The following is a 24,376-nucleotide window of genomic DNA, read 5'->3' on the forward strand; positions in this document are numbered from 1 at the left end:
CAGGCGCAGCAAGGCGACTTCAGTTTTCATGGCGGGCAGCGGGCAGCTACATCCAGTTCGGTTGTCCCTGTAACGGAGTCGGGGCAGCTTTCTTGAGATTGGCTACCCGCGCGAATCACTTTGCGAAGAATGCCGTAGCAAGGCGTCGCGCGGGCAGCGATCAGGCGCGCATCTGACGATGCTCAGAACTCTTCGTGTTCACCGAGGTAGCGCCATTGACCCACAGGCAGCTTGCTCAGCGGAATACGCCCGATGCGGATGCGCTTGAGGCCCACCACCTTCAGGCCGACCAGCTCGCACATGCGACGGATCTGGCGCTTGCGGCCTTCGTGCAGCACGAAGCGCAGCTGATCCTCGTTCTGCCAGCTGACCTTGGCCGGCAGCAGCTCCATGCCATCCAGTTCCAGGCCGTGATTCAGCAGCTTCAGGCCGTCCGGGCGCATCTGACCTTCCACGCGCACAAGGTATTCCTTTTCCACCTCGCTGTATTCGCCGATCAGTTGCTTGGCGATGCGTCCGTCCTGGGTCAGCACCAGCAGGCCCGTGGAGTCGATGTCCAGCCGTCCTGCCGGCGCCAGCTTGCGCACGATGCGCCCCTCGAAACGGCGGTGGGTCGGATCCTCGCTCCAGTGGTTGTCTGGCGTGATCAACACGGCAGCAGGCTCGTGGCCGTCCTCGGCCTGGCCCGAAACGTAGCCGATGGGTTTGTTGATCAGGATGGTGACGCGACGCATCTGCATTTCCTCGGCCACCACGTCCAGCGCAATTTTCTGATCCGTTGTGACCTTGGTGCCCAGTTCGCACACCACTTCGCCATCCACCTTCACCCAGCCACGCTCGATGTATTCATCGGCTTCGCGGCGCGAGCAAAGGCCCAGTTCGGACATACGCTTGGAGAGGCGCATCGAGCCGGGCGCATCCTCATGCACCACAGGCTCGGCTCTGTGTGCAGGCGGCGCCGGCTGACGCAGACCTGGCTTGGCACGGCTGAAGGACTTGCCGCGCGGCGCCGCTGCATCATCAGCAAAGCGCGGACGATCCGTGAAATCACGAGCAGGGCGTCCGTCTCCCGATCGCGGCGCCGGTCGGCGATCCTCGCGGAAGCCACGCTCCTCGTCGCGGCGGAAATTAGTCCGCTCGCGTTGTGCGTAGGGCTGGCGGCGTTCTCCGTCGCGGCGATCCGCTGCCGGGCGTGCATCATCCCGATAGGGAGGACGCTCACCGGGAGCACGGCGCGGCGCGCGTTCGCCTTCTGCGCGGGGTTTGAAACCGCGGGTGTCGTCACGATCACGGGCAGGGCGTTCGCCGAAGCCACGTCTTTCCTCGCCTTCGCGACGTGGACAACGCTCTTCGCCAAAGCCCCGCGCTTCGCGTTCGCGCGGCGGACGCTCGCCAAAACTGCGGTTCTCGCGCGGCGGGCGCTCACCCCGGGAGCCGCGATCTCCGCGGGCATCGTCCTCACGGCGGAAGGCGGGGCGTTCGCCACGTTCCGGGCGCCCCTCGAAATCGCGGCGTGGGCGTTCGCTGCGTTCTCCGGCATTCCAGCCACCCTCCCGGCGACCTTCCCGCCGGCCGTCAGCCGGGCGGGCCTCGCGCTCGCGAGGCGGGCGATCACCGAAGCTGCGGCCCTCGCGCGGCGGGCGTTCGCCGCGGAAACCACGGTCACCACGGCCGTCATCTTCGCGGCGGAAGGCTGGGCGTTCGTCACGTGCTGGGCGTCCCTCGAAATCGCGGCGTGGGCGTTCGCTGCGTTCTCCGGCGTTCCAGCCTTCGCGGCGGCCTTCTCGTTGGCCATCTTCCCGCCGCGCATCGAAACGCGGACGGCGCGTATCCGGTGCGCCATCCGGACGCGGGGCTGCGCGGCCGAAACCGCGCTTGCGATCATCGCCTTCGCCATCGCGACGGAAACCCGAGCGCTCTCCATCCCTGCCACGGCCTTCTCCGGCGCGCGCGCGCGAAGGTTCGGCAGGCGGCTGCGGACGAGCGGGCGGACGCGATTTGTTGGCTCCACGCAGCGGCGGGCGGCGGCGCTCACTGTTGGCGGGCGTGCTGTCGCTCTTGGTGGGAAGGGAGAGTTTGGGGCGCTTGGTCTCGGCCATGATGGAATTCTTCTTTGAAAACGATGGGTGCATTCAGCGTAGCCCGGATGAGGGGCTTTGACCGGAATGCGGAAACCTAGTTGCCGGATTTCTCCGGGCCGGGGATCTGGTGGGGGTCAGGGTTGATAACCCAGCAGGGCCAGGTGTTTCGGGCGCAGATAGCACCAGTCGGTAGGTTCCAGCTCTGGCAGGGAGCCGTCCTCCAGCGAGAGCTGGCCCACGGCAAAGCGGTGCAGTCGTTCCACATGGTTGCCGGCGGCGGCGATCATGCGTTTGACGAGGTGGTACTTGCCGTGATCGATCACCAGTTCCAGTTCCCGTTCGCCGGTCTTCCTGGCGGACAGCGCGGCGATGGGTTCGGGTTCGTCGATCAGCTGGACGCCTGCGAGCAGGGCTTCGATCTGGGCGTCTTCCACAGGCTGCGCGGTGATGGCGCGGTAGCCCTTGGTGACCTGCTTCTTGGCGTGTGCGATGGCGTGGATGAACTGGCCATCATCGGAGAACAGCAGCAGCCCGGTGGTATCCACGTCCAGCCGGCCCACGCTTTGCACGCCGCGCGCCACCAGCGGCTCGGGCAGCAGGTGATAGACACTCTCGTGATGCTTGGGCTTCTGCGAGCATTCGTAGCCTTCCGGCTTGCACAGTGCCACGTAGACCTTCTCGGTGTATTCCCACTCCCATTCGCCGATCTCGAATACCAGCCCATTTTCGTCGAGTTCGATGAACGGATCGGTGACGACTTCACCCTTGATCTTCACTTCGCCGTCGCGCACGAGTTTGCGGCATTCCTTGTGCGAGCCGAAGCCCTGGGACTGGAGGATTTTGTCGAGTTGCATGGCGGCGTTCAGCGATGGCCGGAGGCGGGGTCGCGATGATCCCCGAAAACGGGCCGCTTGGGGAGGACCTTGGTCAAACCGGGCGGGATTGGGTGCCCAGCGCCTGATTGATCAGGGCGGTGTAGCGCTGAAGCGAGACCGGATTGTAGAAATGCGGCCGTTCGCGCATGCCACTGGCCAGTTCGGTGGGCGAGAGGTCAGCGAGCCTGCGCAGCTCGTGTACGAAGTGCGAATGATCGAAGAAGCCCGCATCCAGGGCGCTGAGTGCGGTGCTGCTGGCCGGATCCAGCGCCAGCTTGCGCGCCACGCGCTGCAGGCGGGCGACGCGGGCGAAGTACTTCGGCGCAACACCATAGGTGCCCGTGAAGCGGCGTTCGAACTGGCGCAGGCTCAGGCCGGCGTCCTGCGCGAGATCCGAAATGCGGCGTTCAGGGCCGAGGTAGAGCAGATCCATGAGCAGGTCGAAATCGGCCGAGCGCGTTTTCTGCAGGCGGCGCTCCAGGAACCCGGCGAGTGCGACGATGGCGGATCCTGGATCGCTGGCCTCCGCAAGCCGTTCGCCTAGGCTGGCGCTGCAGGAGCCCCAGAGCGCCCGAGAAGGCGTGATGCGATCCTGCAGATCTGCAAAGCAGGTATCGCCGAAGTGGCGCAATCGCCCGGGGCGGAAACTCACCACGAAAAGGCGGGAGGGCTCGCTGGCGGAAAGATCGAGTACCTGGTGGCGGTTGCACAGGATGGCAGGCTCGTCGAGCAGATGCTGCTGGCCACTGTGGATCTCGGTGAGCTGCAGCGTTCCGCCGCAGGGGATCAGCGCCAATGCGCCATTGCCGGGCAGGATGCGCGGCAGCAGCCCGGCATGCGGGATGTGCAGGTACTGGAAATTGTCGACATGCGTGGCGAGGCTGGCCGGCGGCAGGCTGCGCCGCAGGACCAGATGGGCGTCATGATGCGTGTCGATCAGATGCATGGGTTCAGTTTAGCGTAGCGCCCCGCACGGCAAGTGGCTTTTTGCATACGTGCGGGCGCGGGCCGCCCGGGCTCAGAAGCTGTTTATGATCTTACTGCGAGGCCGTGACCGGGGCTCATGCGCTGCTCGGCAGCCCACGGCTGGCCTTGCACAGCCAGCCGGCTGCGGCAGCGCAGAGCTGCGCTCTGCTTTTTGCTCCCTACGCCCCCGCTGACGACCTCTTGCTACAGATTCTAAACCGCTTCTCAGCCGGGCAGGTCGACCAGATACATCGCGGGTTCGCCCTCGAAGTCCGAGGTGAACAGCACCTGGGTTTCGTCCGGTGTGAAGCCTGGGTGCGGATGCGTGACCTAGCGGTTGGCGCGGTATTCGCGCCAGGACGAGTTGTGCGCGCACAGCGGCCGGCTGGTGCGTGCCTTCAGGTCGAAGAGGTGGATGAAGGGGTCGCGCGCGCGTTCGAAGCCGCGGGTGTCCGCCATGTCCTGCGGTGTGCCCGAGCCGTCGGCCACGGCCAGCGTGCCCTTGACGTTGCTCATGATGTGCGAGCAGGCAGGCATGGGCATGATCACTTCGTTCTCCATCGTCACCGGATCGGCGCTACAGATCCAGCGGTCGTGGCCGTCGCGGTTGAGGTAGGAGACGTACATCAGCTTCGAGCCATCCGGCACCCAGAACTCGTGCGTGCAGCGTTCGCCGGGCTCCTGGCGCTTGACCGGGCGGATGTTGCTGCCATCCTCGTTCATCAGCCACATGCGCGTTTCCACGAGGTCCAGCGGGCCCTCGTGGCAGAAGGCCACGGTATGGTCGTCGAAGGGGCGGTAGATCGGATGCCCGGTCCAGAGCGCCTGTTGCAGCAGTACGTCGCCCTGGCCGCTTTCGATGTCGATGCGCACCAGTGCGCAGAAGGGATTGCGCAGATACTGCTCGCGGAATTCCTGCCAGGTCGCCAGTGCCATCAGTTCGTTGCTGGCCACTTCGATGCCGACGAGCTTGGTGCAGTCGGAATTGGCCGTCCAGGTGCCGTAGCCGGTGTAGCCGTCGGCGACGCGGTAGACGCTTTCCTCGGCAAGCGTGTCCAGGCGCAGGCGACGTAGTTCACGGCCGCCCTTCACGTAGTAGAGATATTGATCGTCGGGGGAGAGGAAGCAGCCGAAGGTGTTGTCACCCGCGCCTTCCGTCAACTGGGTGGCCAGGCCGGTCTGGCGGTCGAGCAGGTAGCAGTTCCAGTCGTTGTCAAACCAGCCGCCGAAAAGCAGATGGCGACCATCGTTGGTGAAGCACTTCTGGTAGAAGTAGTTGCGGTGACAGGTCACGTCCGGCGGGGTGAGCCGGGTGACGCGCGCGCCGGTGTCCGGATCGGCGAAGGTGTGAAATTGCAGTTGCTGTGTGCTGCCTTTGGCCACGGTGGTTTCCTTTGATACGGTTTCGCCTTCAAACGTATAACTGCGTTGGATCGCTTTGCCGTGCGACAGCACTGTCTGCAGCGCTCCGCCTTGTTCTACGCTTGAATGCAAAACCGTCTGAAACGGTTGATGCGGGTGGGGCGGCGGTGTGCGCCGCCCCGGTGATGCAGATGATTACTTCGCGTAGAACCACTGCTGCGGCAGCGAGGGGCCGGGGGTGGGCCAGGTCCAGCCTGCGGGCATGGATTCGTACACGTTGGTGAGGTTGGCGCGACGGATTGCGTTGTCACGCGGCGGGCGTACCACGCCGAGCACCTCGAACTCGTCGGCCGCGATGCTCAGGATCTCGCGGAACAGGGTGTCGGCCTCGGCGCTGGTCTTGGCTGCGCGCCATTGCTTGTAGAGATCCAGGCGCTTCTTCATCGAGGTACTGGGCTCTTCACCCTGCTTGCCATCCGAGAGGTACCAGCGGGTCCACATCACGCTCTGACGCGCTTCGGGGTGGAAGGTGAGGTAGGGGCGCGGATTCATCGTGGCGTCCAGACCGCCGGGGGCGACATCGACGTTGAGGTCGTAGTCGTTGGCGTTGGCCCGGTCGAAGGTGAGCGAGCGTTCGGCGGCACGGATCACCAGCTCGATGCCGATCTTCTCCCATTGCTTGCGGGTGATCTCCAGCACTTCAACCTGTTGTGCGAGCTGGATCGCGACGATGGCGGTGATCACCACACGGCCGCCGTCCGGATAGGTTCGGTAGCCGTTGGCGTCACGCTTGGTCAGACCCAGGCGGTCGAGGATCTCGTTGGCCTGCTTGAGGTCGTACTTGAGGTACTGGGTGCCCAGCTTTTCGTTGTACCACTTGGATTCCTTGAACGGCCCGGTCTGCCAGGGCACACCCTGACCCATGTAGACGATCTCGTTGATCTCCTGGCGGTCCAGACCGACCGATAGTGCGATGCGGAAATCCTTGTTGCGGATCAGTTTGCGCAGCTTTTCGTTCGGTGTGGACTGGTTCAGGTAGAGGCCGGCGGAGTTGGCGTTCAGCGATTGCAGCTGCATCAGCGCGTAGTTGCCCTTCTTCATGTTTTCGGCCAGTACCGGGCGGTTCTGGATCGGGAAGATGTGGCGGTGCTGGAAGTCGAGCTGACCATTGATCGTGGCGAGGAGGATGGTTTCCACCTCGGAGATGACCGCCAGTTGCAGGCGATCGATGTAGGGCAGTTGCTGGCCAGCGGTGTCCACCTGCCAGAAGTAGGGGTTGCGTCGCAGCACCACCTGAGTGGCGTTGCCGCTGTAGGGCTGATCGATCACCCAGGGGTCCAGCGTGGGCTTCTCGGAGTTGCCCCAGCGTGTGGGCACTTCCACGTCACCACAGCGCACGCGCATCAGCGTGCCCCAGTCGCGTGTGTTGGTCTGTGCGATGAGGTCGCTGACCTTCGGGTTGTATTTGGGGTGGAACTGCGAGCAGTACTTTTTCTGCCACAGCACTGGATACTGCCCGAGCGGCGTTGCCAGGGTTTCCGGAAAACTCACATAAGAGCCAGCGAAGCGGAAACGCACGGTGTAGTCGTCGATCTTGGTGACGTCCGCAAGCTTGCCGCCCACCGCGAGCACTTCGGGCGGGTTGGCTAGAAAGCCCTTGTGACCGGCGATGTCATTGACGGAGAAGAGGATGTCGTCTGCCGTGAAGGGGGTGCCGTCAGACCAGCGCATACCCTGGCGCAGCTTGAAGACGTACTCGCTGGCATCTGCGTTCACGGTCCAGCTCTCGGCCACGTTCGGCTGTACCGAGTTGAAGTCCATGGACCAGCGCGTCAGGCCCTGGTTGCCGACCAGGCGCAGGATGGCGTGATAGTCCGCATTGCCGCGCAGGGCGGAGCGCAGCACGCCGCCATACTGGCCATTACGGGTGATGGGTTTGATGACTTCGGGCTTGGCGGGCAGGCGTTGCTCGACAGCCGGTAGATTCCCGGCCTTAACCTGAGCATCGAGTTCAGGTGCTTGCTTGTAGGCGGCCCAGCCTGCCGCGGGCAGGCTCGCGCCGAGCAGCAGGGCCAGGCGCAGGACGGTGGGTCGGGTGAACATGGGTTGCCTCCTCGTGTTTTAGTTGCGGAGGCAAGTTTCCGGGGCCGGCTCGGAGGTGTCTTGTACGTTTACGACACTTTTGATCTAGGGGTTTACCGCAGTGTTGATGGCTTCCGGCCGGTCTGCCGTGCTCATTGCCCGCGCATGAAGAGCTTGTCCAGATCGGTCATGCTGAGTTGGGTCCAGGTCGGGCGGCCGTGGTTGCATTGGTCTGCGCGCTCGGTGGCTTCCATGTCGCGCAGCAGCGCGTTCATCTCGGGAAGTGTCAACTGGCGATTGGCGCGCACGGCGCCGTGACAGGCCATGGTGGCCAGAAGCTCGTTACGCCGCGCGGCAATCACCTCGCTGGCCGGGAAATCCCGCAGCTCCGCGAGCAGCGCGCGCAACAGCTCGGCCACGTTGGCACGGCCGAGCAGGGCGGGCACGCTGCGCGCAGCCAGCTCGTTCGGTCCGGCAGCAGCCACGTCGAACCCCATGCGGGTCAGCGTGTCGGCATGTTCCTCGGCGGTCGCCAGTTCGATCTTGCTGGCATTGAATACCGCCGGGATTAGCAGGCGCTGCACGCCGGGATTACCGTCCAGCACATGCTTGAGCTGTTCATACAGGATGCGTTCGTGCGCCGCGTGCATGTCCACCAGCACCAGACCATGGGCATTCTGTGCCAGCACGTAGACGCCGTGGATCTGGCCGACGGCGTAGCCCAGCGGCGCGGAGGCGTTGTCGGGCGTCTGCGGCAGCGCGGGGCCGGACGTGCGCGGGGCCAGCTGCTCGAGCGCGGCAGGGTTGAACGGTGCCCGGTTTCCGACCGGGAAACTGGTCGGGCGGAAATCCGCACGTGTTTCCACGTTGTCCGCGTGCCAGCTGGAGAGCTGCCGTGGCAGGCCGGGTTCTTCCACGGCCAGGCGGATCTGTTCGGTCGGGCCGCTGTAGCCCGCGGGGTCCGCAGGAGAATGCATCAGGCTCGCGGCCTGCACCGGTGCGGCGAGGGCGCGGGTCAGACCGTGGAACACGAATTGATGGATGGCGCGGCCTTCGCGGAAACGCACTTCGGTCTTGGCTGGATGCACATTCACATCGACACCGGCCGGGTCCAGGTCGAGGAACAGCACGAAGGCCGGATGCCGCGCACCGTGCAGGATGTCGGCATAGGCTTCGCGCAGGGCATGCTGGATCAGCTTGTCGCGCACGAAGCGGCCATTCACGTAGAAGAACTGGGCGTCGCGGTTGGCACGTGCATAGGCGGGCAGCGCCGCGAAGCCCGTCAGGCTCAGGCTGCCGCTTTCGGCCTGCACGGTACGGCAATTGGCCATGAAATCGTCGCCCAGGATCTCGCGCACGCGGCGCTCCGCGTCACCTGCTGCCAGCCGCAGCGAGACGCGCCCATTGTGTGCGAGCTGAAAGCCGACATCGGGCCTCGCCAACGCGATGCGGTGGAAAACGTCATCGCAATGGCCGAATTCGGTGGATTCCGACTTGAGGAATTTTCGTCGCGCCGGGGTGTTGTAATAAAGATCCTCGACTTCGACCACGGTGCCGCCATTCAGCGCGGCCGGTGCCGGTTCGCGTTCCCGCTCCGTGACTCGCCATGCATGCGCAGCTCCGGTAGCTCGGCTGGTGATCTTCGTGCGTGCCACCGAGGCGATGGCTGCCAGCGCTTCGCCCCGGAACCCCATGGTGCCGACGGCCTCGAGATCCTCCAGTGAAGCGATCTTGCTGGTGGCATGACGCTCCAGCGCCAGGGCAAGGTCATCCCGGTCGATGCCGCAGCCATCGTCGGTGATGCGCAACTGTTTCACGCCACCCTGGGCAAGCGCGACCTCGATGGCTCGGCTGCCGGCATCCAGGCTGTTCTCCAGGAGTTCCTTGAGCACAGAGGCCGGGCGCTCGACGACCTCGCCGGCGGCGATCTGGTTGATCAGGACTTCAGGCAGCTTGTGGATGGCGGGCATGCGGCAGGCAGGGCGGCAAAAGCCGCATTATCCCGGAAAAGAAACACGGCCGCGCACAGGCTGTGCCGGTGCGTGTTATCCCGCGTCTTCGCTGGCAGCAACCCGGCGCCAGTATTCCTCGGGAACGCCCACGCGCTGCATCACCGCGCTGCGCCGCATATGCAACAGCCCGGCAATGCCGGTGTAATCGTCAGGCAGGGCAGGGTCATCCCAGCCATTGGCGGCATGGCGCGCGAGATCGCAGGCCAGGATCACGGTGCGTACCCGGGGATTGTCCGCATGCTGTTCGTTCATCAGCGTGACCAGCAACTGCGGCAGATGCCAGTTCTGCACCAGCGCGAGCTGCACATCACGGATGTTCACGCCGAGCACCGCAGTCTGCGCGACCGCGCTGCGCGTGCCAGGATTGGCTTGCTTGATCTGCTCGATCTTCTGCATGAAGTCTGGCGCGAAGCACCAGAACAGGATCTCGGCTGCTTCATGAAGCAAGGCAGCGACCGTCACTTTGTCGACATCGATGTCGTGGCGCTGCAAGGCGAAATCCCGTGCCCAGCGTGCGGCGTTGCGTGCCCGGCTGACGACGCGCAGCAGGCCGATGAGATCCTTTGGATGCTCGGACAGCGCATCCTCCACCGTGGGTAACTGGCCAAAGTAGCCGAAGAAACGTGACAGGCCCATCATCATGATGGCGCGGTCGATGGTGGTGATGTCGTGGTTCTGGCGTTCGCTGCGGGTGCTCTCCAGCAACACCAGCAGACGCAGCGCGAGCATCGGATCCTGCAGGACTTCCGTGGCGAGCACCCGGCCGCTGAGCTGATCCTGATTGCGCTGCAGCGCGGCGAGCGAGCGCATGCTGCGGCGCAGGACGGGGATCTCCCGGCTGGCGAAGTATTCGATGTAGCTGTCGATGGATTCCAGCGGCTGCTCGAGCATGGGAAGGACTGGGCCCAAGTTGGCGTGCCGCAATTAACGGCTCGGCACTCGGGGGACTTGAGCTTTCGTGGCAGTAGCATCACCACTCGTCGGTTCGAGGGCATTGCTTGCGCCAGATCGAAAGTCGTACTTGCCGGTTTGCCTTGGATGTGTGACACAGTTCACACTATTGAACATTTCGCGTCTCCCGAAAGTAGAAAGGGCTATGGGTTTCAAGGCTTTCCGCATAGATCGTGACGATAAGGCTCAAGGCGGTGTGCGCGCCGGCTTCGTCACGATGGACGAAGGAGAACTGGATGCCGGGGATGTACTCATCCGCGTGGTTTGCTCCTCCGTCAACTACAAGGATGCCCTTGCGGCCACTGGGCGCGAACGCATCGTGCGCCGTCTGCCTTGCGTGGGGGGCGTCGATCTGGCAGGCACCGTGGTGCGTAGCGCTGCACCGCGTTTCCAGCCTGGTGATGCGGTGATCGCCACCAGCTACGAAATCGGCGTTGCGCATCATGGCGGTTACGCCGAACTGGCGTTGATGCCCGGCGGCTGGGTGTTGCCATGCCCTGCAGGCCTGGATCTGAGCGAAGCGATGGCCGTGGGCACGGCGGGCCTGACGGCGGCGCTGGCGATCACCCGCATGGAGGACGCAGGACTCAAGCCCGAACGTGGCCCGGTGCTTGTCACCGGCGCGTCGGGTGGGGTCGGCAGCTTGGCCATCGACATGCTTGCCGGTCGTGGCTACGAAGTCGTGGCACTGACGGGCAAGGCCGAAACTTCGGATTGGCTGCGTAGTCTGGGCGCAACGAGGGTGATGTTGCGCGATGAGCTGGCGCTGGACACCGTACGCCCGCTGGACAAAGCCGTCTGGGCTGGCGCAATCGACAATCTTGGCGGTGCGGTGCTTTCCTGGCTGCTGGCCTCCACCAAGCCGACCGGCGTGGTGGCGAGTGTCGGGCTGGCAGCGGATACCGTGCTCAACACCACGGTGATGCCCTTCGTGTTGCGTGGCGTGAGCCTGCTGGGAATAGACTCGGTCTATGCTGGATTCGGTGTCCGCGAGAAAGCCTGGGCGCGTATCGCGGCGGATCTGCGGCCGCGCCATCTGGCAAGCATTGCGCGCGAAGTGAACTTTGAGGCGCTGCCGGAAGTGTTCGAATCCCTGGTGGCGGGCGGCTCCCGGGGGCGTACGGTGGTGCGTATTGCGAGCGAACGACAGAATAAGGACGAGACATGAGTGAAGTGGTTGCGCAGTTGCCGCGCGTGCTGATCGTTGACGATTCGCGCATGGTGCGGGCCTCGCTGAGCAAACAGATCCGTGACAAGTTCGACGTGCGTGAGGAATCCGACGGCGAGGCCGGTTGGCAGACGCTGCTGCTGGATCCGACCATCGAAGTGGTGATCTCGGACATCGGTATGCCACGCCTGGACGGTTTCGGCCTGCTCGCGCGCATTCGGGGCTCGCGCTTGTCACGCGTGAATTCGCTGCCGGTGCTGATCATTTCCGGCGAGGACGAGAACGAGGCGCGCATGAAGGCCCAGGGCATGGGCGCCACCGATTTCATCACCAAGGGCACGCCACGCGTCGAGCTGGTGGCCCGCATCGAAGCACTCGCCAAGCGGGCGCAGACCCGCCGTGAACTGGAGGAAAGCCGCGAGCAGCTGGTGCGGCGCAACCGTGGCGACGTCAGCGTGATGGTGGTGCAGGTCGATCACTACGATCAGATCTGCGAGCGCTTCGGCCACAGCGTCGGCCAACTGGTGCACCGCAAGCTTTCCAAGCTGCTGTCGGCCAAAGTGCGCAAGGAAGACACCATCGCCCACCTGGCCGAAGGCCAGTTCGCGGTGATCTCGCCTTCTGCCGATCTCGATGCCTGCGGTGCCTTCGCACTGCGCCTGCGCCGGGCCATCGAAACCATCGTGATGACCTACAAGGAACATCGCATCCGCATCAGCCTCACCATCGGTCTGACCAGTGCTCATGGTGACCCCAACCTCACGTTGGAAGAGCTGCTGCAACTGGCGGTTTCACGCGTGGCGGAAGGAACTCTGCTGGGTGGCAACCGGGTGGTATCCGAATCCGGCGAGGTGAATCAGGACAACATCGGCCGCTTCAGTCGCCTGGCTGTCAGTGTGGATCATGCGCTGACGCAGATCCGTAGCGGTTCGCGCGATGAGGCGCGCAAGCGTCTGCGTGAGCTCGCGCAGACCTTGATGCCGCTGCTCGAACTTATGGAGCAGGACTTCGATGTTTCGCTGAATCTGCTGATGCTGGCCGAGAAAGCGCAGATCACCGCGCTGGACCTGCATACCGCAACCACCGTGACGGCCAGCATGGAGACCTCGATGGCGACAGCCCTCACCGCCACGGCGACCAATCCGCCGACTGAGTGGCGTGGCTGATTGACCACAATCCGGGCCTGGATGGCCGCCCGTGAAATGGCGGTGCCGCTGGCAGGGCGACATTCCGCGCTAGAATCCGCCATCCCCGCAGCCTGCCGCAAGCCATGCCCTATCAACATGTCTGTGCTGTCGATCTGGGATCGAACAGCTTCCGCCTGCTCATCGGACGCGTTCTGGGAGATCAGATCTATCCCCTGGACGGTTTGAAGGAGCCAGTGCGTCTGGCCGCCGGTCTCGGGCCTGACAAAATCCTCGACCAGGCTTCTCAGGCGCGCGCGCTCGAAGCCTTGCGGCGCTTTAACGAGCGCCTGCGTGGCGTGGCGCCTGACGCTGTCCGTGCCGTGGCCACGAACACCCTGCGCGTGGCCAAGAATTCCGCCGAGTTTCTGCTGGAAGCAGAGAAAGCATTGGGTTTCCCCATCGAGGTGATCGCCGGGCGCGAGGAAGCGCGGCTGATCTATGTCGGCGTGGCGCATTCATTGCCGGATCCCACACGCCAGCAACTGGTGGTCGACATCGGTGGCGGCTCCACGGAATTCATCATTGGCCGCAATTTCGAGCCGCAGCATCTGGAATCCCTCTACATGGGCTGTGTGAGCCACAGCCTGCGCTACTTTCCCGAGGGCCGCATCACGCGTGCCGCGCTGAAGGAAGCGGAACTTGCCGCCCAGCAGCAAATCGAGGCGATCTCCTACGCCTATCGCAGCACCGGTTGGGATCAGACCGTGGGTTCCTCGGGCAGCGCCAAGGCAATCTGCGACGTGCTTGAGCTCAACGGTTTTTCGCGCAGCGGCATTACGCGCGATGCGCTCGAACGCCTGCGCAATGTGATGCTCAAGGCGGGCAGCATCGACAAACTGGAGCTGGAAGGTCTCAAGGCGGATCGCATCCCGGTGTTTGCCGGTGGTTTTTCGATCATGTCGGCGGTATTCCGCGAGTTCGATCTGGAGGAAATGGTGTTCTCGGAAGGTGCGCTACGCCTCGGCGTGCTCTATGACCAGCTCGGGCGCTACCATCGCAAGGATCTGCGCGATGCCACGGTTGCGACGTTCACCGAGCGTTATCGCGTGGATATGGCGCAGGCGCAGCGCGTACGCGAAACGGCCTGCCGCCTGTTCGATGGCATGTTCCCCGGCGAGCAGCCTGAAGCCGTCCATGAAGCCCGCCGTTTCCTCGAGTGGACCGCTCAGTTGCATGAGATCGGCCTGTCCGTCGCGCATGTGGGCTATCACAAGCACACCGCCTACATTCTGGCCAATGCCGACATGCCGGGCTTTTCGCGCATGGACCAGAACAGGATGGCGCGGCTGGCACTGGCGCATCGCGGCAAGCTGGAGCGTGTGCAGGCCCTGGATCGTGCCAGCATCGACTGGGCAGCGATTCTCTGCCTGCGCCTGGCCGTAGTCGTACATCGCGCGCGCATGGTGCGCGCCGAGCCGCCGATCTCCGTGACCCGCGAAGCCCTTGGCAACAGCACCGTCATCCTGGGGCACGAGTGGTTGCATGATTCGCCGCTGACGGCTGCCGCGTTACGCGAGGAGCCCGATCAATGGGCGCGTGTCGGGCGGGTGCTCAAGATCCGTACCCAGCGCAGGCAGCGCGAGGAAGAGCGGGTCTGAGCGTGGTGGGCAGGGCGAGGCTTCCACAGGTGGCTCCTCCAACTCTGCGCATGACGCAAGGATGTGCTCATCTGGCCGGAGACTGGAGCCTTGCCGCACTGCGCCCCCGTCTGCCAGTGTTGCGCAGGCTGCTGTCGGTACATGGCCTGCAGGCGGCTGGCTGGGATCTTTCCGCCGTCACCCGCATGGACAGCTTCGGCGCGTTACTGCTGTGGCGCGCCTGGGGCATGCACGAGCCGGCTTCCGTGCTGCTGCCGCCGGCCTTGCAGGCCGTGATGCAGCGCGTGCGGCTGGCACCGCCAGTGCAGTCAGCGCCACCTGTGCGTGACTGGCGGGTGGCGTTGCGGGCACTGGGGCGGCCCGGCCTGTTGATTGCCTCGCACGCGAAGGGCTTTCTGCTGATGTTGGGCAGCGTGGTGCTGGAAGCCGCGCGCCTGGTATATCGCCCGCGTGCGATCCCCTGGCGCGAATTCTCTGCGGCGTTCTACCAGATCGGCGTACGGGCCTTGCCCATCGCTGCGCTGGTCGGTTTTCTCATCGGAATCGTGCTGGCCTATCTCTCGGCACTGCAGCTGCGTAACTTCGGTGCCGATGCTCTGATCATCAACATTCTCGGCATCGGCATCCTGCGCGAGCTGGGACCGGTGCTGGTTTCCATCCTCGTGGCAGGGCGTTCGGGCTCGGCGATCACGGCTCAACTGGGTGTCATGCGTGTTACCGAAGAGCTGGATGCGCTGGCGGTGATGGGCGTGTCGGCGCATCAGCGGCTGATTCTGCCCAAGGTGCTGGCCATGGCGCTGGTGATGCCCTTGCTGGTGCTGTGGACCTCTGCTGCGGCGCTGGGCGGTGGCATGGTCGCCACGCAACTGCAACTGGAGATCGGCTGGCAGCATTTCGTGGTGAGCCTGGCCCAGGTGGTGCCAGTACAGAATCTGGTGATCGGTTTCATCAAGGGCAGCGTGTTCGGTGTTGCCATCGCGCTGGTTGCCTGCCATTTCGGGCTGCGCATTCAGCCCAATACCGAAAGCCTGTCGCGCAATACCACCGCCGCTGTGGTGGCCGCCATCACCTCGGTGATCCTGCTGGACGCCTTGCTGGCTGTCATGACGCGGGGTATCGGAGTGCCGTTGCGATGAGTCCGGTCGTCAGCCTGTGTGATATCAGCACCCGGTTGGGTGGCCAGTGGGTGCATCGTGGCCTGACGCTCGACGTGGCGCAGGGCGAGTTGATGGCGCTGGTCGGTGGCTCTGGCGCGGGCAAGACCACCTTGCTACGCCAGATCACCGGCCTGCAGCGGCCGACTTCGGGGGCGATCGAGCTGTTCGGCGAACCCTTGTACGCGGGCCGGCGTTCCCAGCGGTTCGCGCGTCTGCGTCGCCTGGGCATGCTGTTCCAACAAGGGGCACTGTTCTCGGCGCTCACGGTGTTCGACAACATCGCGTTCCCGCTGCGGGAATTCGGCGGGTTGCATGAAGCGGAGATCCGCGTACTGGTGCTTGCCAAGCTGGGCCAGGTCGGTCTGGCAGCGCAGCACGCCACCTTGATGCCGGCGCAGCTTTCGGGAGGCATGGTCAAACGTGTGGCGTTGGCCCGCGCGCTGGCGCTGGAGCCGGAGTTGCTGCTGCTGGATGAGCCCACCGCGGGGCTGGATCCCGAGCGCAGTGCGGCCTTTGTTGCGCTGATCCGCCAACTGCACGCCGAGCTGGGTTTCACCGTGGTGTTCGTCACACACGATCTGGATACCCTCAGCGCGCTGGCCACGCGCGTTGCGGTGCTTGCCGAACGCCGTATACTCGCCAGCGGAACCCTGGACGAAGTGCATGCCACCGAGCACCCCTTCATCCAGAAATTCTTTCGCTATCACACCACCATCGACGAGACCCCTGCCGAGTAGTATGGAAAATCGCGCGCATGCCCTGATCGTCGGACTGTTTACCCTGTTGCTGGGCACTGCCGCCGTGGCGTCGTTCTGGTGGTTTTCCGGCGGCGCGCAAGATACGCGCAGCTACCTGATCGTCACCACAAAGGGGGTGGCCGGGCTCAATCCGCAGGCCGCCGTGCGGTATCGTGGCGTACGCGTGGGCAAGGTGGTGAAGGTCGATCTCAGCGACGCACTGGAAGTCAATGTGCTGATTCGCGTGGATTCCGCTGTGCCGGTCACGCGTGGCACGCGTGCCCGTATCGCCTCTCAGGGGCTGACCGGACAGGGCTATGTGGCGCTGGACGATGACGGCCTGGACCCCACGCCCGCGCGGCCACTGGCACCCGGGCTGCCGCCCGTCATCGCGATGCAGGAGGCGAGCGCCATCTCGTTCAACGAGGGCACACAGGAGCTGTTGAGCCGTCTGCGGCGAAGTACCGAGCGGCTGGATCAGGTGCTCAGCGAAGAGAACGTGACGCGTCTGAATCAGACCCTGGTGTCTCTTTCCGCCAGTGCGGCGAGCCTGGAGCAGGCGATGCGCCAGACGGCGGCTCTGGCTACAGATCTGCGCCGTTTTTCGTCTGCCGAGAATGCCGAGCACCTGACGGCCAGCCTGCAGGAAATCCAGCACATGAGCAGCCAGCTTGGGCCGGCAGTCACGGATTTTCGCCGTGCGCTCGGCCGTGTGGAAGCAGCGGGCGCGCGCATCGACCGGGTTGGCGAAACCTTGCAGGCGGGGCTCACCGGCGAAACCCTGCCGCGCGTGAACCAGCTCGTGGGCGAGTTGCAGGCAAGCACGCAGCAATTGACTCGCGTGCTCGACGATGTCGAGCGCAATCCGCAGATCCTGCTGGGAGGCCGTACCCGCGAGCTCGGGCCCGGTGAAGTGAAACAATGAAGCGATTTCTGCTGCCGCTGTGCCTGATGCTGGCCGGCTGTGCCCTTTCGAAACCCGCTGCGCCCCTGCGCGAGCATGATCTCGGGCCGATGTTCGAGACGCCGGCTGGCCGGGCGCCAGTCGTGCTGCGCAAACTCAGCGTCAGCGCGGCGCCGCAATTGTCCGGTCTGTCCATGCATTACCGCGAGGCTGCGCATCCGACACGGCTCGGGAGCTACGTGCAACATCGCTGGGTGACGCCGCCGCCCAACCTGGTCCGCCAGGCGATGCTCCGGCTGTTGCCGCAGGAGCCGGGCGAGCGTTGCAGCCTGATGGTGCTGCTGAACGAGTTCAATGTGGATATCGATGCTGGAGGCGCGGCCCGGGCCGTACTGGCGTCAGAGCTGAAGCTCAGTCGGGATGGTCAGGAAATCCTGCGCCGGCCGGCTGATCTGCGTGTGCCCATGCCGCGGCCGGCGCCGGGCGAGGGGGCCCTGGCGTTGCGTGAGGCCACGATCCGGCTCAGCCAGTGCATTGCCGACTGGCTGACGCAAGCGCAGGTCCGCGAGCGCTGTGCGGACTGAACGGCGGCAGGCATGTGGTTCGATACCCACCTGCACCTGGATGCTCCCGAATTCGAGACTGATCGCGCGGCGGTGATCGCAGCTGCACGTGCGGCCGGTGTCGAGGCCGCGCTGCTGCTGGGGGTGGAGCGTGCCAACTGGGCCTGCCTGCCGGCGATGCGTGAAGCCTGGCCGGGCTGCTGGATCGCTTACGGAATCCATCCGCTCTATGTCGCTCGCGCCCAGGAAAGCGACATCGAGGCGCTGCGCGCGCAACTGGCCGCGGGCGAGGCCGTGGCGATCGGTGAAATCGGCTTGGATGGCTACATTGCCGACCCGGACTGGGAGCGGCAGGAATGGTTCTTCGCCGCACAGCTCAAGCTTGCACGCGAGTTCGATCTGCCCGTGGTGCTGCATATCCGCCGCGCGCAAGACCGGGTGCTCAAATACTTGCGGCGCCATCGCGTGCGCGGTGGTTTCGCCCATGCCTTCAATGGCAGCCGGCAGCAGGCCGATGCTTTCATAGGGCTGGGTTTCAAGCTGGGCTTTGGTGGCGCCATGACCTATTCAGGCTCCACGCGCATCCGGGCGCTGGCCACGACGTTGCCGCTGGATGCCCTGGTGCTGGAGTCCGACGGGCCGGACATCCCGCCTGCCTGGGCACCCGACCGGCGCAATGATCCGGCCAATGTCGCGCGTTTCGCCGAGGTGTTGGCCGGGTTGCGCGGCATCCCGCCCATCGAGTTGGCAGTTGCCTGCGAAGCCAATGTAAAGCACATCCTGGGGGCTTGAACTTTCTGCCGGCGGCACGTATCCATGCCAGTGGCGTGTCCGCCCCGCAGAGCCGTGGATCACCGGCCAGGCACGCATCTCCCAACCTGACAGAGAGGAAAGCATCATGACCAAGCCCCAGGCGCGCGCCGCCATTCAGCAGGAAATCATTGCCCTCTATGACGAGTACACCCATGCGCCCTTGCCGCGGCGGGTGTTCATGAAGCGCCTCACCGCGATCACCGGCAGTACCGTGGCGGCCAGTGCGGTGTTGCCGTTCCTTGAGAACAACTACGCGCAGGCGGCGGTCATCGCGCCGGATGATGCGCGCATTCATGCGGAGACCGTGAGCTTTCCCGGGCCGGACGGAGATTTCAGCGCCTATCTCACCGCGCCCAAGGCTGCTAGCGGCAAACTGCCGGGGGTGATCGTGATCCACGAGAACCGCGGCCTGAATCCGCATATCCAGGACATCACCCGCCGCCTGGCGCTGGATGGTTATCTTGCTCTGGGTGTCGACTATCTGAGCGCGCTGGGAGGCTCGCCGGCAGATGAGGACAAGGCGCGTGAGCTGATCGGCAAGCTCGATGCCGGCACGACCGGCGCGATCTCCGTCGCCGCGCTCAAATTCCTCAAGCACCATGCGCGCAGCACTGGCAAGGTGGGGGTGGTCGGTTTTTGCTGGGGCGGCGCGGCAGTGAACCAGCTCGCCGTGCTGGCGCCGGATCTCGATGCCGGCGTGGCCTATTACGGCATGCAGGCGAGGGTCGAGGATGTGCCGAAGATCCGGGCTCCGCTGCAGTTGCACTATGCGGCGCTGGACGATCGCATCAATGCCGGCATTCCTGCCTATGAGGCGGCGCTCAAGGCGGCGAACAAAACCTATTAGCTTTACATGTACGAAGGCGTGAATCACGCCTTCAACAACGATACCAATGGTGCGCGTTACGATGGAACGGCGGCGAAGCTCTCCTGGCAGCGCACGCTGGAATTCTTCACCAAGCATCTGAGCTGATCGGCTCGGTGTACGCGGGCTGGAGCGGACTTGGCGGCAAAACCGCTCCTCTGGCGCTCTGAGCCAGACGCGTTGCCTGCGTCCACCATCAGGCCGCAGCAGTCCCTTCTCCCTTGAGGGGAGAAGGTGGCCGTCAGGCCGGATGAGGGTGGTGAGACGCGCCCGATCAGCGGGCGGCCCCGCCAGCGGCGTTCCCCCTCGGCCCTGCGCGCCACCCTATCCCCCGTAGGGGCTAGGGAAAAGGCGGGTACGACGAGGCGAGGCCAGGTGGTGCTTTTTCGCAGGCGGGTGCTTGCCTCCCTTACAATGCGCCGGCTTCGTTCCGGACCTTGCCATGCCTGTTTCCCCTTTGCGCGTATTGAGCCTCATCCCGCCGATGACGCAGCTCAACACGCCTTACCCCTCCACCGCTTACATCACCGGCTTCCTGCGCCAGGAAGGCGTGGTGGCGGAGCAGGCCGATCTGGCCATCGAGCTGGTGCTGCGCCTGTTCTCGAAGACAGGGCTGACGCGGGTGCACGAGCGGGCGCTGCAATTACCCAAGCGCGAGCGCAGCGCACAGGTGGTGCATTTCCTGGCGAACTTCGAGGCCTATTCGGGCAGCGTGGATGCCGTGATCCGCTTCCTGCAGGGGCGGGATGCCACCCTGGCATACCGTATCTGCGGCGGTTCCTTTCTGCCTGAGGGGGCACGTTTCGGTGCCCTGGGCGAATATCTGGTCGGCGAGGATGAGGATCCGCTGGGGTGGGCCTTCGGTTCGCTTGGCCTGCAGGATCGTGCGCGCCATCTGGCCACGCTGTATCTCAACGATTTGGCCGATGTGCTGCGCGATGCTGTGGATTCACGCTTCGAGTTCGTGCGCTATGCCGAATCCATAGCCCAGTCCGCGCCGAGCTTCGATCCGCTGGCCCGTGCGCTGGCCGAACCCTTCAACCTGATCGATGAAACCTTGCAGGCGCTCACGTGTGAAGTACTGGCACGGCATGCTCCGCAGGTGGTGCTGGTGAGCGTGCCGTTTCCTGGTTCGGTATATGGCGCGTTCCGCATCGCGCAGGCGATCAAGGCGACGCATCCGGATCTTCCCGTGGTGTTGGGCGGGGGTTATGTGAACACCGAATTGCGCGATCTGGCCGAGCCGCGTGTGTTCGATTACTTCGACTTCGTGACGCTGGACGATGGCGAACGGCCTCTACTGGCGCTGCTGGAACACCTGGGTGGCGCGCGCTTGCGCGAGCGTCTGGTACGCACTTTCGTGCGCGAGGCCGGTCGGGTGCGCTACGTTCATTTCCCGGAACCGGATGTGCCTTTCGACAGAGTCGGCGCACCCACCTGGGATGGGCTGCCCATCGATCGCTACCTGTCGGTGCTGGACATGCTCAACCCCATGCATCGGCTGTGGTCTGACGGTCGCTGGAACAAGCTCACCGTGGCGCATGGCTGCTACTGGAAGAAGTGCAGCTTCTGCGATGTGAGCCTGGATTACATTTCGCGCTACGAAACCGCAAATGCTGCGATCCTGGTCGATCGCATCGAAGCCATCGTGGCCGAGACCGGGCAGAGTGGCTTCCATTTCGTTGATGAGGCCGCGCCGCCGAAAGCGCTGCGGGCGATGGCCGAGGAGCTGCTGCTGCGCAATCTGTCGATCACCTGGTGGGGCAATGTCCGCTTCGAGAAGTCTTTCACGCCAGAGCTTTGCGGGTTGCTGGCTGCTAGCGGCTGCATCGCCATCTCGGGTGGGCTGGAGGTTGCTTCGGATCGTCTGCTCAAGCTGATGAAGAAAGGCGTGTCGGTGGAGCAGGTGGCACGTGTCACGCATGCTTTCAGCCAGGCCGGCATCCTGGTGCATGCTTACCTGATGTACGGTTTTCCCACCCAGACAGAGCAGGATACGGTGGATGCACTCGAATACGTGCGCCAGCTATTCGCCGAGGGCTGCATCCAGTCAGGTTTCTTTCATCGCTTCGCTTGCACGGTGCACTCACCTGTTGGCCAGCATCCGGAGGAATATGGCATTGAGCTGGTGAAGCACGGCCGCGGCAGCTTCGGCAACAATGACGTGCCCTTCATCGATCCGACCGGTGTCGATCACGCCATGCTGGGCCGGGCGCTTTCCAAGGCGATCTACAACTTCATGCACGGCATCGGCCTGGATCAGGACGTGCGCCAGTGGTTCGAGGAATGCCGCGTGCCACGGCCGCAGGTATCGAAGCGCTTCATCGAGCGGGCACTGGCCGCGCGGGGCACAGCCTGAAGCGCGGTGCTTCAGGCTGCGTGGCGCGAGTTACATCATTCCCAGCGTCTTTGGCAGCCACAGCGACAGCGGCGGCCAGTAGGTGACGAGCGCTAGGAAGCCCAGCATCGTGAGCAGCCAGGGCCAGACCGCGATGGTGAGCTCGGTGATGCCCATCTTAGTGATGCCCGAGGCGACATACAGATTCAGGCCGACTGGCGGGTGACACATGCCGACCTCCATGTTCACCACAATCAGGATGCCGAAATGGATCGGATCTATACCGAGCTTGGCGGCTACCGGAAACAGGATGGGCGCCATGATCAGCACGATGGATGAGGGCTCCATGAAATTGCCGGCCATCAGCAGCAGGATGTTGACCGCGAGCAGGAAAGCGATCGGCCCCAGCCCCAGATCCAGCAGCCAGTCCGTGAGTTGCTGGGGCACCTGCTGATCCGTCAGGATGAAACTGAACATCACCGCGTTGGTGATGATGTAGAGCAACATCGCACTCATGTTCGCAGAGGACAGCAGCACCTGCGGTACGTCGCGCAGCTTCAGATCCCGATAGACAAATACCGCCACGATGAAGGCATAGACGGCACTCATAGCCGCGGCTTCGGTCGGCGTGAAGATGCCGGTATAGTGCCACCCATCACCACGATGATCAGCAGCAGGCCCCAGATGCTGTTCCAGTAGGCACGCCAGACTTCGAGTGCTTCCCATAGCAGCTCGAATCGGAAGGTTGGTGCGATTTTCGTGTGATTGCCGCAGGCCTGGATCAACGTGAGCCAGGCGAGCATCAGGGCGACTGGAATGAGGCTGGCATAGAGGAGGGGAATGTCGCCCAGAGCGCGGATAAGCAGAACACTCGCCAGCAGCGGGACGCCGATCACGATCAGGGCGATGTATACGATGCGGGTGACCCACTTGTTCTTGGTGCTCCAGGGGACCAGCGCCAGCCAGAAGACAAACGCCAGGAACCAGGCAAGCCCGCCTTCCGCCGGCATCTGGGTGGCGAGCAGGGTACCGAGAATGGCTGGTGGTGCAACGGTGAATACCAGCGCGTAGAACACCCCGAAGAGACTGCCTATGGTGGCCTGCAGACCCGTTCGCCCGGGAAACGCCATGACGCGCGGCAGATCCAGCTTGCGTGCCCGCCACCAGGTGGTCAGCCCCAGCAGGAATGCCAGCACTATCCCCGGGATCACCCCTGCGATGAACAGTGCACCGACCGAAGCATTGGTGGCCACCGCGTACATCACCATCACGATGCTCGGCGGGATCAAAATTCCGAGGGCACCGGAAGTGGTGATCACGCCCGCGCCGAAACGGTTCGGAAAACCGGCCTTCACCATCGCCGGTAGCAGGATGGCGCCGATGGCGACCACCGTGGCCGGGCTGGAGCCGGAAACTGCCGCGAACAGTGCGCAGGCGATCACGCCGGCCAGCCCCAGGCCGCCATGCCAGTGGCCGACCAGCGATGTGGCGAAGCTGATCATGCGTTTGGCGACGCCGCCATGAGTCAGGAAATTCCCGGCGAGGATGAAGAACGGGATGGCAATGATCTCGAATTTCTCGATGCCAGTGAAAAGCTTCATGGCGACCGACTCGATGGGAACCTGGGTCATCGTGTAAAGGAAGGTCAGCACCGTCAGGCCCAGGGAGATTGAAATGGGCATGCCGGTGAGCATCAGGGCCAGCAGCAGCCCGAAGATAATGGCGGCGTTCATGTGCGGGCTCCTTCGTGTTCGCCTGTATGCTCGTCTTCATCCATTCCGGCCACGGCTGCGTGGTCGTGATGCGGCAGCTCCCCTGTCTGCCGGAAGATCCAGGCTACTTGCAGGAAGCGGAAGCACATCAGCGCGGAACCCAGCGGGACGGCGAGGTAGACAGCCCAGGTCGGCCATTCGAGATCTGGCGTGACAGGACCTTCGGGGACGAATTCCGTACTGCCGATCCAGTGATTGAAGGCTGCATGCAGGCCGTTGCCCCATACGAAGCGGGAGCCGAGCATGCAGATGACTCCGGTGCAGAAAGCGCCCGCCAGAAGCCCGAAGAGAACGAAACGCCCTCGCATCCGGGGTTGCATGGCGTTGATGGCAACGTCGACACCGACGTGGATGCCGGTGCGGACGCCATAGGCTGCGCCGAACTTCGCCATCCAGACGAACAGGATGATGGTCAGCTCTTGGGCCCAGCCCAGATGGAGGCCCAGCAGCCAGTCCTGTACTATCGGAATCTCGACGCCAGCCAGATAACGATGGACGACGGCAATGAAGGTGATGGTGGTGGCTGCTCCGATCAGGAAGATGATCAGCCACTCTTCGAGACGATCAAGGATTTTCATGGCGCCCCCGGAATACCGGTCAATGAACAGGCAGCCAGGCTGGCCGATCAATTGGCCTGCTATCTGGCTGCCACGTTTGTCTGCAATGAGTGTTCAGAGCTTGTTGGGGTCGAACCCGGTTTCCTTGTAGACCGACTGGATTATGTCGGCGCCGATGCGGCTTTCAACCTCCTTATGGGTTTTCAGCATGACTTTCTTGAGCGCGGAGCGCTCGGCGGGTGTCAGCGCGACCACCTGAGTCCGGCCCGAGGCTTTCACGGCTTCTGTGGCGTCATCGTTTTCCTTCTGTGCGATGGCGTTCGCGTAGCGCGTGGCCTTGTATCTTTAAGCCTCGGACCGGCTCGGGTAGCCCAAGCGGCCTCTGGGA

At 64.1% G+C, this 24,376-nt stretch carries 19 protein-coding genes and 2 pseudogenes; 10 read left to right on the forward strand and 11 right to left on the reverse strand.

The annotated features are described in order from the left end of the window. Positions 1 to 182: 182 nt before the first annotated feature. The 7 genes and pseudogenes from BGI27_RS08195 to BGI27_RS08225 all read right to left on the reverse strand — a co-directional run bounded on the left by BGI27_RS08195 (position 183) and on the right by BGI27_RS08225 (position 10,269). Entirely contained in the window at positions 183 to 2,099 is a 1,917-nt protein-coding gene (locus BGI27_RS08195; protein ID WP_095524390.1) for a pseudouridine synthase, read from the reverse strand. Between the two features lie 116 nt (positions 2,100 to 2,215). Further along, entirely contained in the window at positions 2,216 to 2,935 is a 720-nt protein-coding gene (locus BGI27_RS08200) for a pseudouridine synthase (protein WP_095524391.1), read from the reverse strand. Positions 2,936 to 3,008: 73 nt separating this feature from the next. Next, positions 3,009 to 3,902 carry an AraC family transcriptional regulator gene (locus BGI27_RS08205; RefSeq protein ID WP_095524392.1) on the reverse strand — a complete coding sequence of 298 codons (894 nt, stop codon included), beginning with the start codon at positions 3,900 to 3,902 and terminating at the stop codon, positions 3,009 to 3,011. Between the two features lie 245 nt (positions 3,903 to 4,147). Further along, a pseudogene (locus tag BGI27_RS08210) lies at positions 4,148 to 5,377 on the reverse strand (oligogalacturonate lyase family protein). Between the two features lie 102 nt (positions 5,378 to 5,479). Next, entirely contained in the window at positions 5,480 to 7,387 is a 1,908-nt protein-coding gene (locus tag BGI27_RS08215; protein ID WP_095524393.1) for an ABC transporter substrate-binding protein, read from the reverse strand. 131 nt (positions 7,388 to 7,518) lie between these two features. Next, a complete protein-coding gene (gene mutL / locus BGI27_RS08220) occupies positions 7,519 to 9,336 on the reverse strand; it encodes a DNA mismatch repair endonuclease MutL (RefSeq protein WP_095524394.1) in 1,818 nt (605 codons plus the stop codon). 75 nt (positions 9,337 to 9,411) lie between these two features. After that, positions 9,412 to 10,269, reverse strand: a complete 858-nt coding sequence (locus tag BGI27_RS08225) for an HDOD domain-containing protein (protein WP_095524395.1) — start codon at positions 10,267 to 10,269, stop codon at positions 9,412 to 9,414. Positions 10,270 to 10,474: 205 nt separating this feature from the next. On the opposite strand from BGI27_RS08225, the gene BGI27_RS08230 reads away from it, so the two are divergent. From BGI27_RS08230 to BGI27_RS08275, 10 genes and pseudogenes are all read left to right on the forward strand, one after another. Then, entirely contained in the window at positions 10,475 to 11,497 is a 1,023-nt protein-coding gene (locus BGI27_RS08230; RefSeq protein WP_095524396.1) for an oxidoreductase, read from the forward strand. Next, positions 11,494 to 12,663: a GGDEF domain-containing response regulator gene (locus tag BGI27_RS08235; RefSeq protein ID WP_095524397.1), complete on the forward strand. Its 1,170-nt coding sequence runs from the start codon at positions 11,494 to 11,496 to the stop codon at positions 12,661 to 12,663. Before BGI27_RS08230 ends, BGI27_RS08235 begins: the two co-directional genes overlap by 4 nt. 104 nt (positions 12,664 to 12,767) lie before the next feature. Next, positions 12,768 to 14,282 (forward strand): exopolyphosphatase, encoded by a 1,515-nt coding sequence (ppx, locus tag BGI27_RS08240; protein ID WP_095524398.1) that lies wholly within the window; start codon positions 12,768 to 12,770, stop codon positions 14,280 to 14,282. Between the two features lie 29 nt (positions 14,283 to 14,311). Beyond that, complete coding sequence (locus tag BGI27_RS08245; RefSeq protein ID WP_317984285.1) at positions 14,312 to 15,418, forward strand: ABC transporter permease; 1,107 nt, start codon at positions 14,312 to 14,314, stop codon at positions 15,416 to 15,418. After that, complete coding sequence (locus BGI27_RS08250) at positions 15,415 to 16,176, forward strand: ABC transporter ATP-binding protein (RefSeq protein WP_095524400.1); 762 nt, start codon at positions 15,415 to 15,417, stop codon at positions 16,174 to 16,176. The genes BGI27_RS08245 and BGI27_RS08250 overlap by 4 nt, the downstream gene beginning before the upstream one ends. Position 16,177: 1 nt before the next feature. After that, positions 16,178 to 17,101: an MlaD family protein gene (locus BGI27_RS08255; protein WP_095529952.1), complete on the forward strand. Its 924-nt coding sequence runs from the start codon at positions 16,178 to 16,180 to the stop codon at positions 17,099 to 17,101. Then, positions 17,098 to 17,664: an ABC-type transport auxiliary lipoprotein family protein gene (locus BGI27_RS08260; protein WP_095524402.1), complete on the forward strand. Its 567-nt coding sequence runs from the start codon at positions 17,098 to 17,100 to the stop codon at positions 17,662 to 17,664. Before BGI27_RS08255 ends, BGI27_RS08260 begins: the two co-directional genes overlap by 4 nt. A gap of 12 nt (positions 17,665 to 17,676) precedes the next feature. Then, a complete protein-coding gene (locus BGI27_RS08265; protein WP_095524403.1) occupies positions 17,677 to 18,435 on the forward strand; it encodes a TatD family hydrolase in 759 nt (252 codons plus the stop codon). Between the two features lie 106 nt (positions 18,436 to 18,541). Further along, a pseudogene (locus tag BGI27_RS08270) lies at positions 18,542 to 19,429 on the forward strand (dienelactone hydrolase family protein). Positions 19,430 to 19,763: 334 nt separating this feature from the next. Continuing rightward, complete coding sequence (locus tag BGI27_RS08275; protein WP_095524404.1) at positions 19,764 to 21,680, forward strand: B12-binding domain-containing radical SAM protein; 1,917 nt, start codon at positions 19,764 to 19,766, stop codon at positions 21,678 to 21,680. 30 nt (positions 21,681 to 21,710) lie between these two features. Here BGI27_RS08275 and BGI27_RS18010 read toward each other — a convergent pair whose 3' ends face one another. The 4 genes from BGI27_RS18010 to BGI27_RS08290 all read right to left on the reverse strand — a co-directional run bounded on the left by BGI27_RS18010 (position 21,711) and on the right by BGI27_RS08290 (position 24,267). Further along, a complete protein-coding gene (locus tag BGI27_RS18010) occupies positions 21,711 to 22,268 on the reverse strand; it encodes a TRAP transporter large permease subunit (protein WP_239591125.1) in 558 nt (185 codons plus the stop codon). After that, complete coding sequence (locus BGI27_RS08280) at positions 22,265 to 23,392, reverse strand: TRAP transporter large permease (protein WP_223871691.1); 1,128 nt, start codon at positions 23,390 to 23,392, stop codon at positions 22,265 to 22,267. Before BGI27_RS08280 ends, BGI27_RS18010 begins: the two co-directional genes overlap by 4 nt. Next, a complete protein-coding gene (locus BGI27_RS08285; protein ID WP_095524407.1) occupies positions 23,389 to 24,009 on the reverse strand; it encodes a TRAP transporter small permease in 621 nt (206 codons plus the stop codon). The genes BGI27_RS08280 and BGI27_RS08285 overlap by 4 nt, the downstream gene beginning before the upstream one ends. Positions 24,010 to 24,102: 93 nt before the next feature. Next, complete coding sequence (locus BGI27_RS08290) at positions 24,103 to 24,267, reverse strand: hypothetical protein (RefSeq protein WP_170942982.1); 165 nt, start codon at positions 24,265 to 24,267, stop codon at positions 24,103 to 24,105. Positions 24,268 to 24,376 lie beyond the last annotated feature (109 nt).

Origin of the sequence: Candidatus Dactylopiibacterium carminicum (assembly GCF_014736495.1) — a bacterium.
GTDB classification, from domain to species: Bacteria; Pseudomonadota; Gammaproteobacteria; order Burkholderiales; family Rhodocyclaceae; genus Uliginosibacterium; species Uliginosibacterium carminicum.

What these genes read in the sequence shown, in the direction of transcription:
- BGI27_RS08195 (WP_095524390.1), bottom strand. Translation starts at nt 2,099, where the DNA reads ATGGCCGAGACCAAGCGCCCCAAACTCTCCCTTCCCACCAAGAGCGAC.
- BGI27_RS08200 (WP_095524391.1), bottom strand. Translation starts at nt 2,935, where the DNA reads ATGCAACTCGACAAAATCCTCCAGTCCCAGGGCTTCGGCTCGCACAAG.
- BGI27_RS08205 (WP_095524392.1), bottom strand. Translation starts at nt 3,902, where the DNA reads ATGCATCTGATCGACACGCATCATGACGCCCATCTGGTCCTGCGGCGC.
- BGI27_RS08215 (WP_095524393.1), bottom strand. Translation starts at nt 7,387, where the DNA reads ATGTTCACCCGACCCACCGTCCTGCGCCTGGCCCTGCTGCTCGGCGCG.
- mutL (WP_095524394.1), bottom strand. Translation starts at nt 9,336, where the DNA reads ATGCCCGCCATCCACAAGCTGCCTGAAGTCCTGATCAACCAGATCGCC.
- BGI27_RS08225 (WP_095524395.1), bottom strand. Translation starts at nt 10,269, where the DNA reads ATGCTCGAGCAGCCGCTGGAATCCATCGACAGCTACATCGAATACTTC.
- BGI27_RS08230 (WP_095524396.1), top strand. Translation starts at nt 10,475, where the DNA reads ATGGGTTTCAAGGCTTTCCGCATAGATCGTGACGATAAGGCTCAAGGC.
- BGI27_RS08235 (WP_095524397.1), top strand. Translation starts at nt 11,494, where the DNA reads ATGAGTGAAGTGGTTGCGCAGTTGCCGCGCGTGCTGATCGTTGACGAT.
- ppx (WP_095524398.1), top strand. Translation starts at nt 12,768, where the DNA reads ATGCCCTATCAACATGTCTGTGCTGTCGATCTGGGATCGAACAGCTTC.
- BGI27_RS08250 (WP_095524400.1), top strand. Translation starts at nt 15,415, where the DNA reads ATGAGTCCGGTCGTCAGCCTGTGTGATATCAGCACCCGGTTGGGTGGC.
- BGI27_RS08255 (WP_095529952.1), top strand. Translation starts at nt 16,178, where the DNA reads ATGGAAAATCGCGCGCATGCCCTGATCGTCGGACTGTTTACCCTGTTG.
- BGI27_RS08260 (WP_095524402.1), top strand. Translation starts at nt 17,098, where the DNA reads ATGAAGCGATTTCTGCTGCCGCTGTGCCTGATGCTGGCCGGCTGTGCC.
- BGI27_RS08265 (WP_095524403.1), top strand. Translation starts at nt 17,677, where the DNA reads ATGTGGTTCGATACCCACCTGCACCTGGATGCTCCCGAATTCGAGACT.
- BGI27_RS08275 (WP_095524404.1), top strand. Translation starts at nt 19,764, where the DNA reads ATGCCTGTTTCCCCTTTGCGCGTATTGAGCCTCATCCCGCCGATGACG.
- BGI27_RS18010 (WP_239591125.1), bottom strand. Translation starts at nt 22,268, where the DNA reads ATGAGTGCCGTCTATGCCTTCATCGTGGCGGTATTTGTCTATCGGGAT.
- BGI27_RS08280 (WP_223871691.1), bottom strand. Translation starts at nt 23,392, where the DNA reads ATGAACGCCGCCATTATCTTCGGGCTGCTGCTGGCCCTGATGCTCACC.
- BGI27_RS08285 (WP_095524407.1), bottom strand. Translation starts at nt 24,009, where the DNA reads ATGAAAATCCTTGATCGTCTCGAAGAGTGGCTGATCATCTTCCTGATC.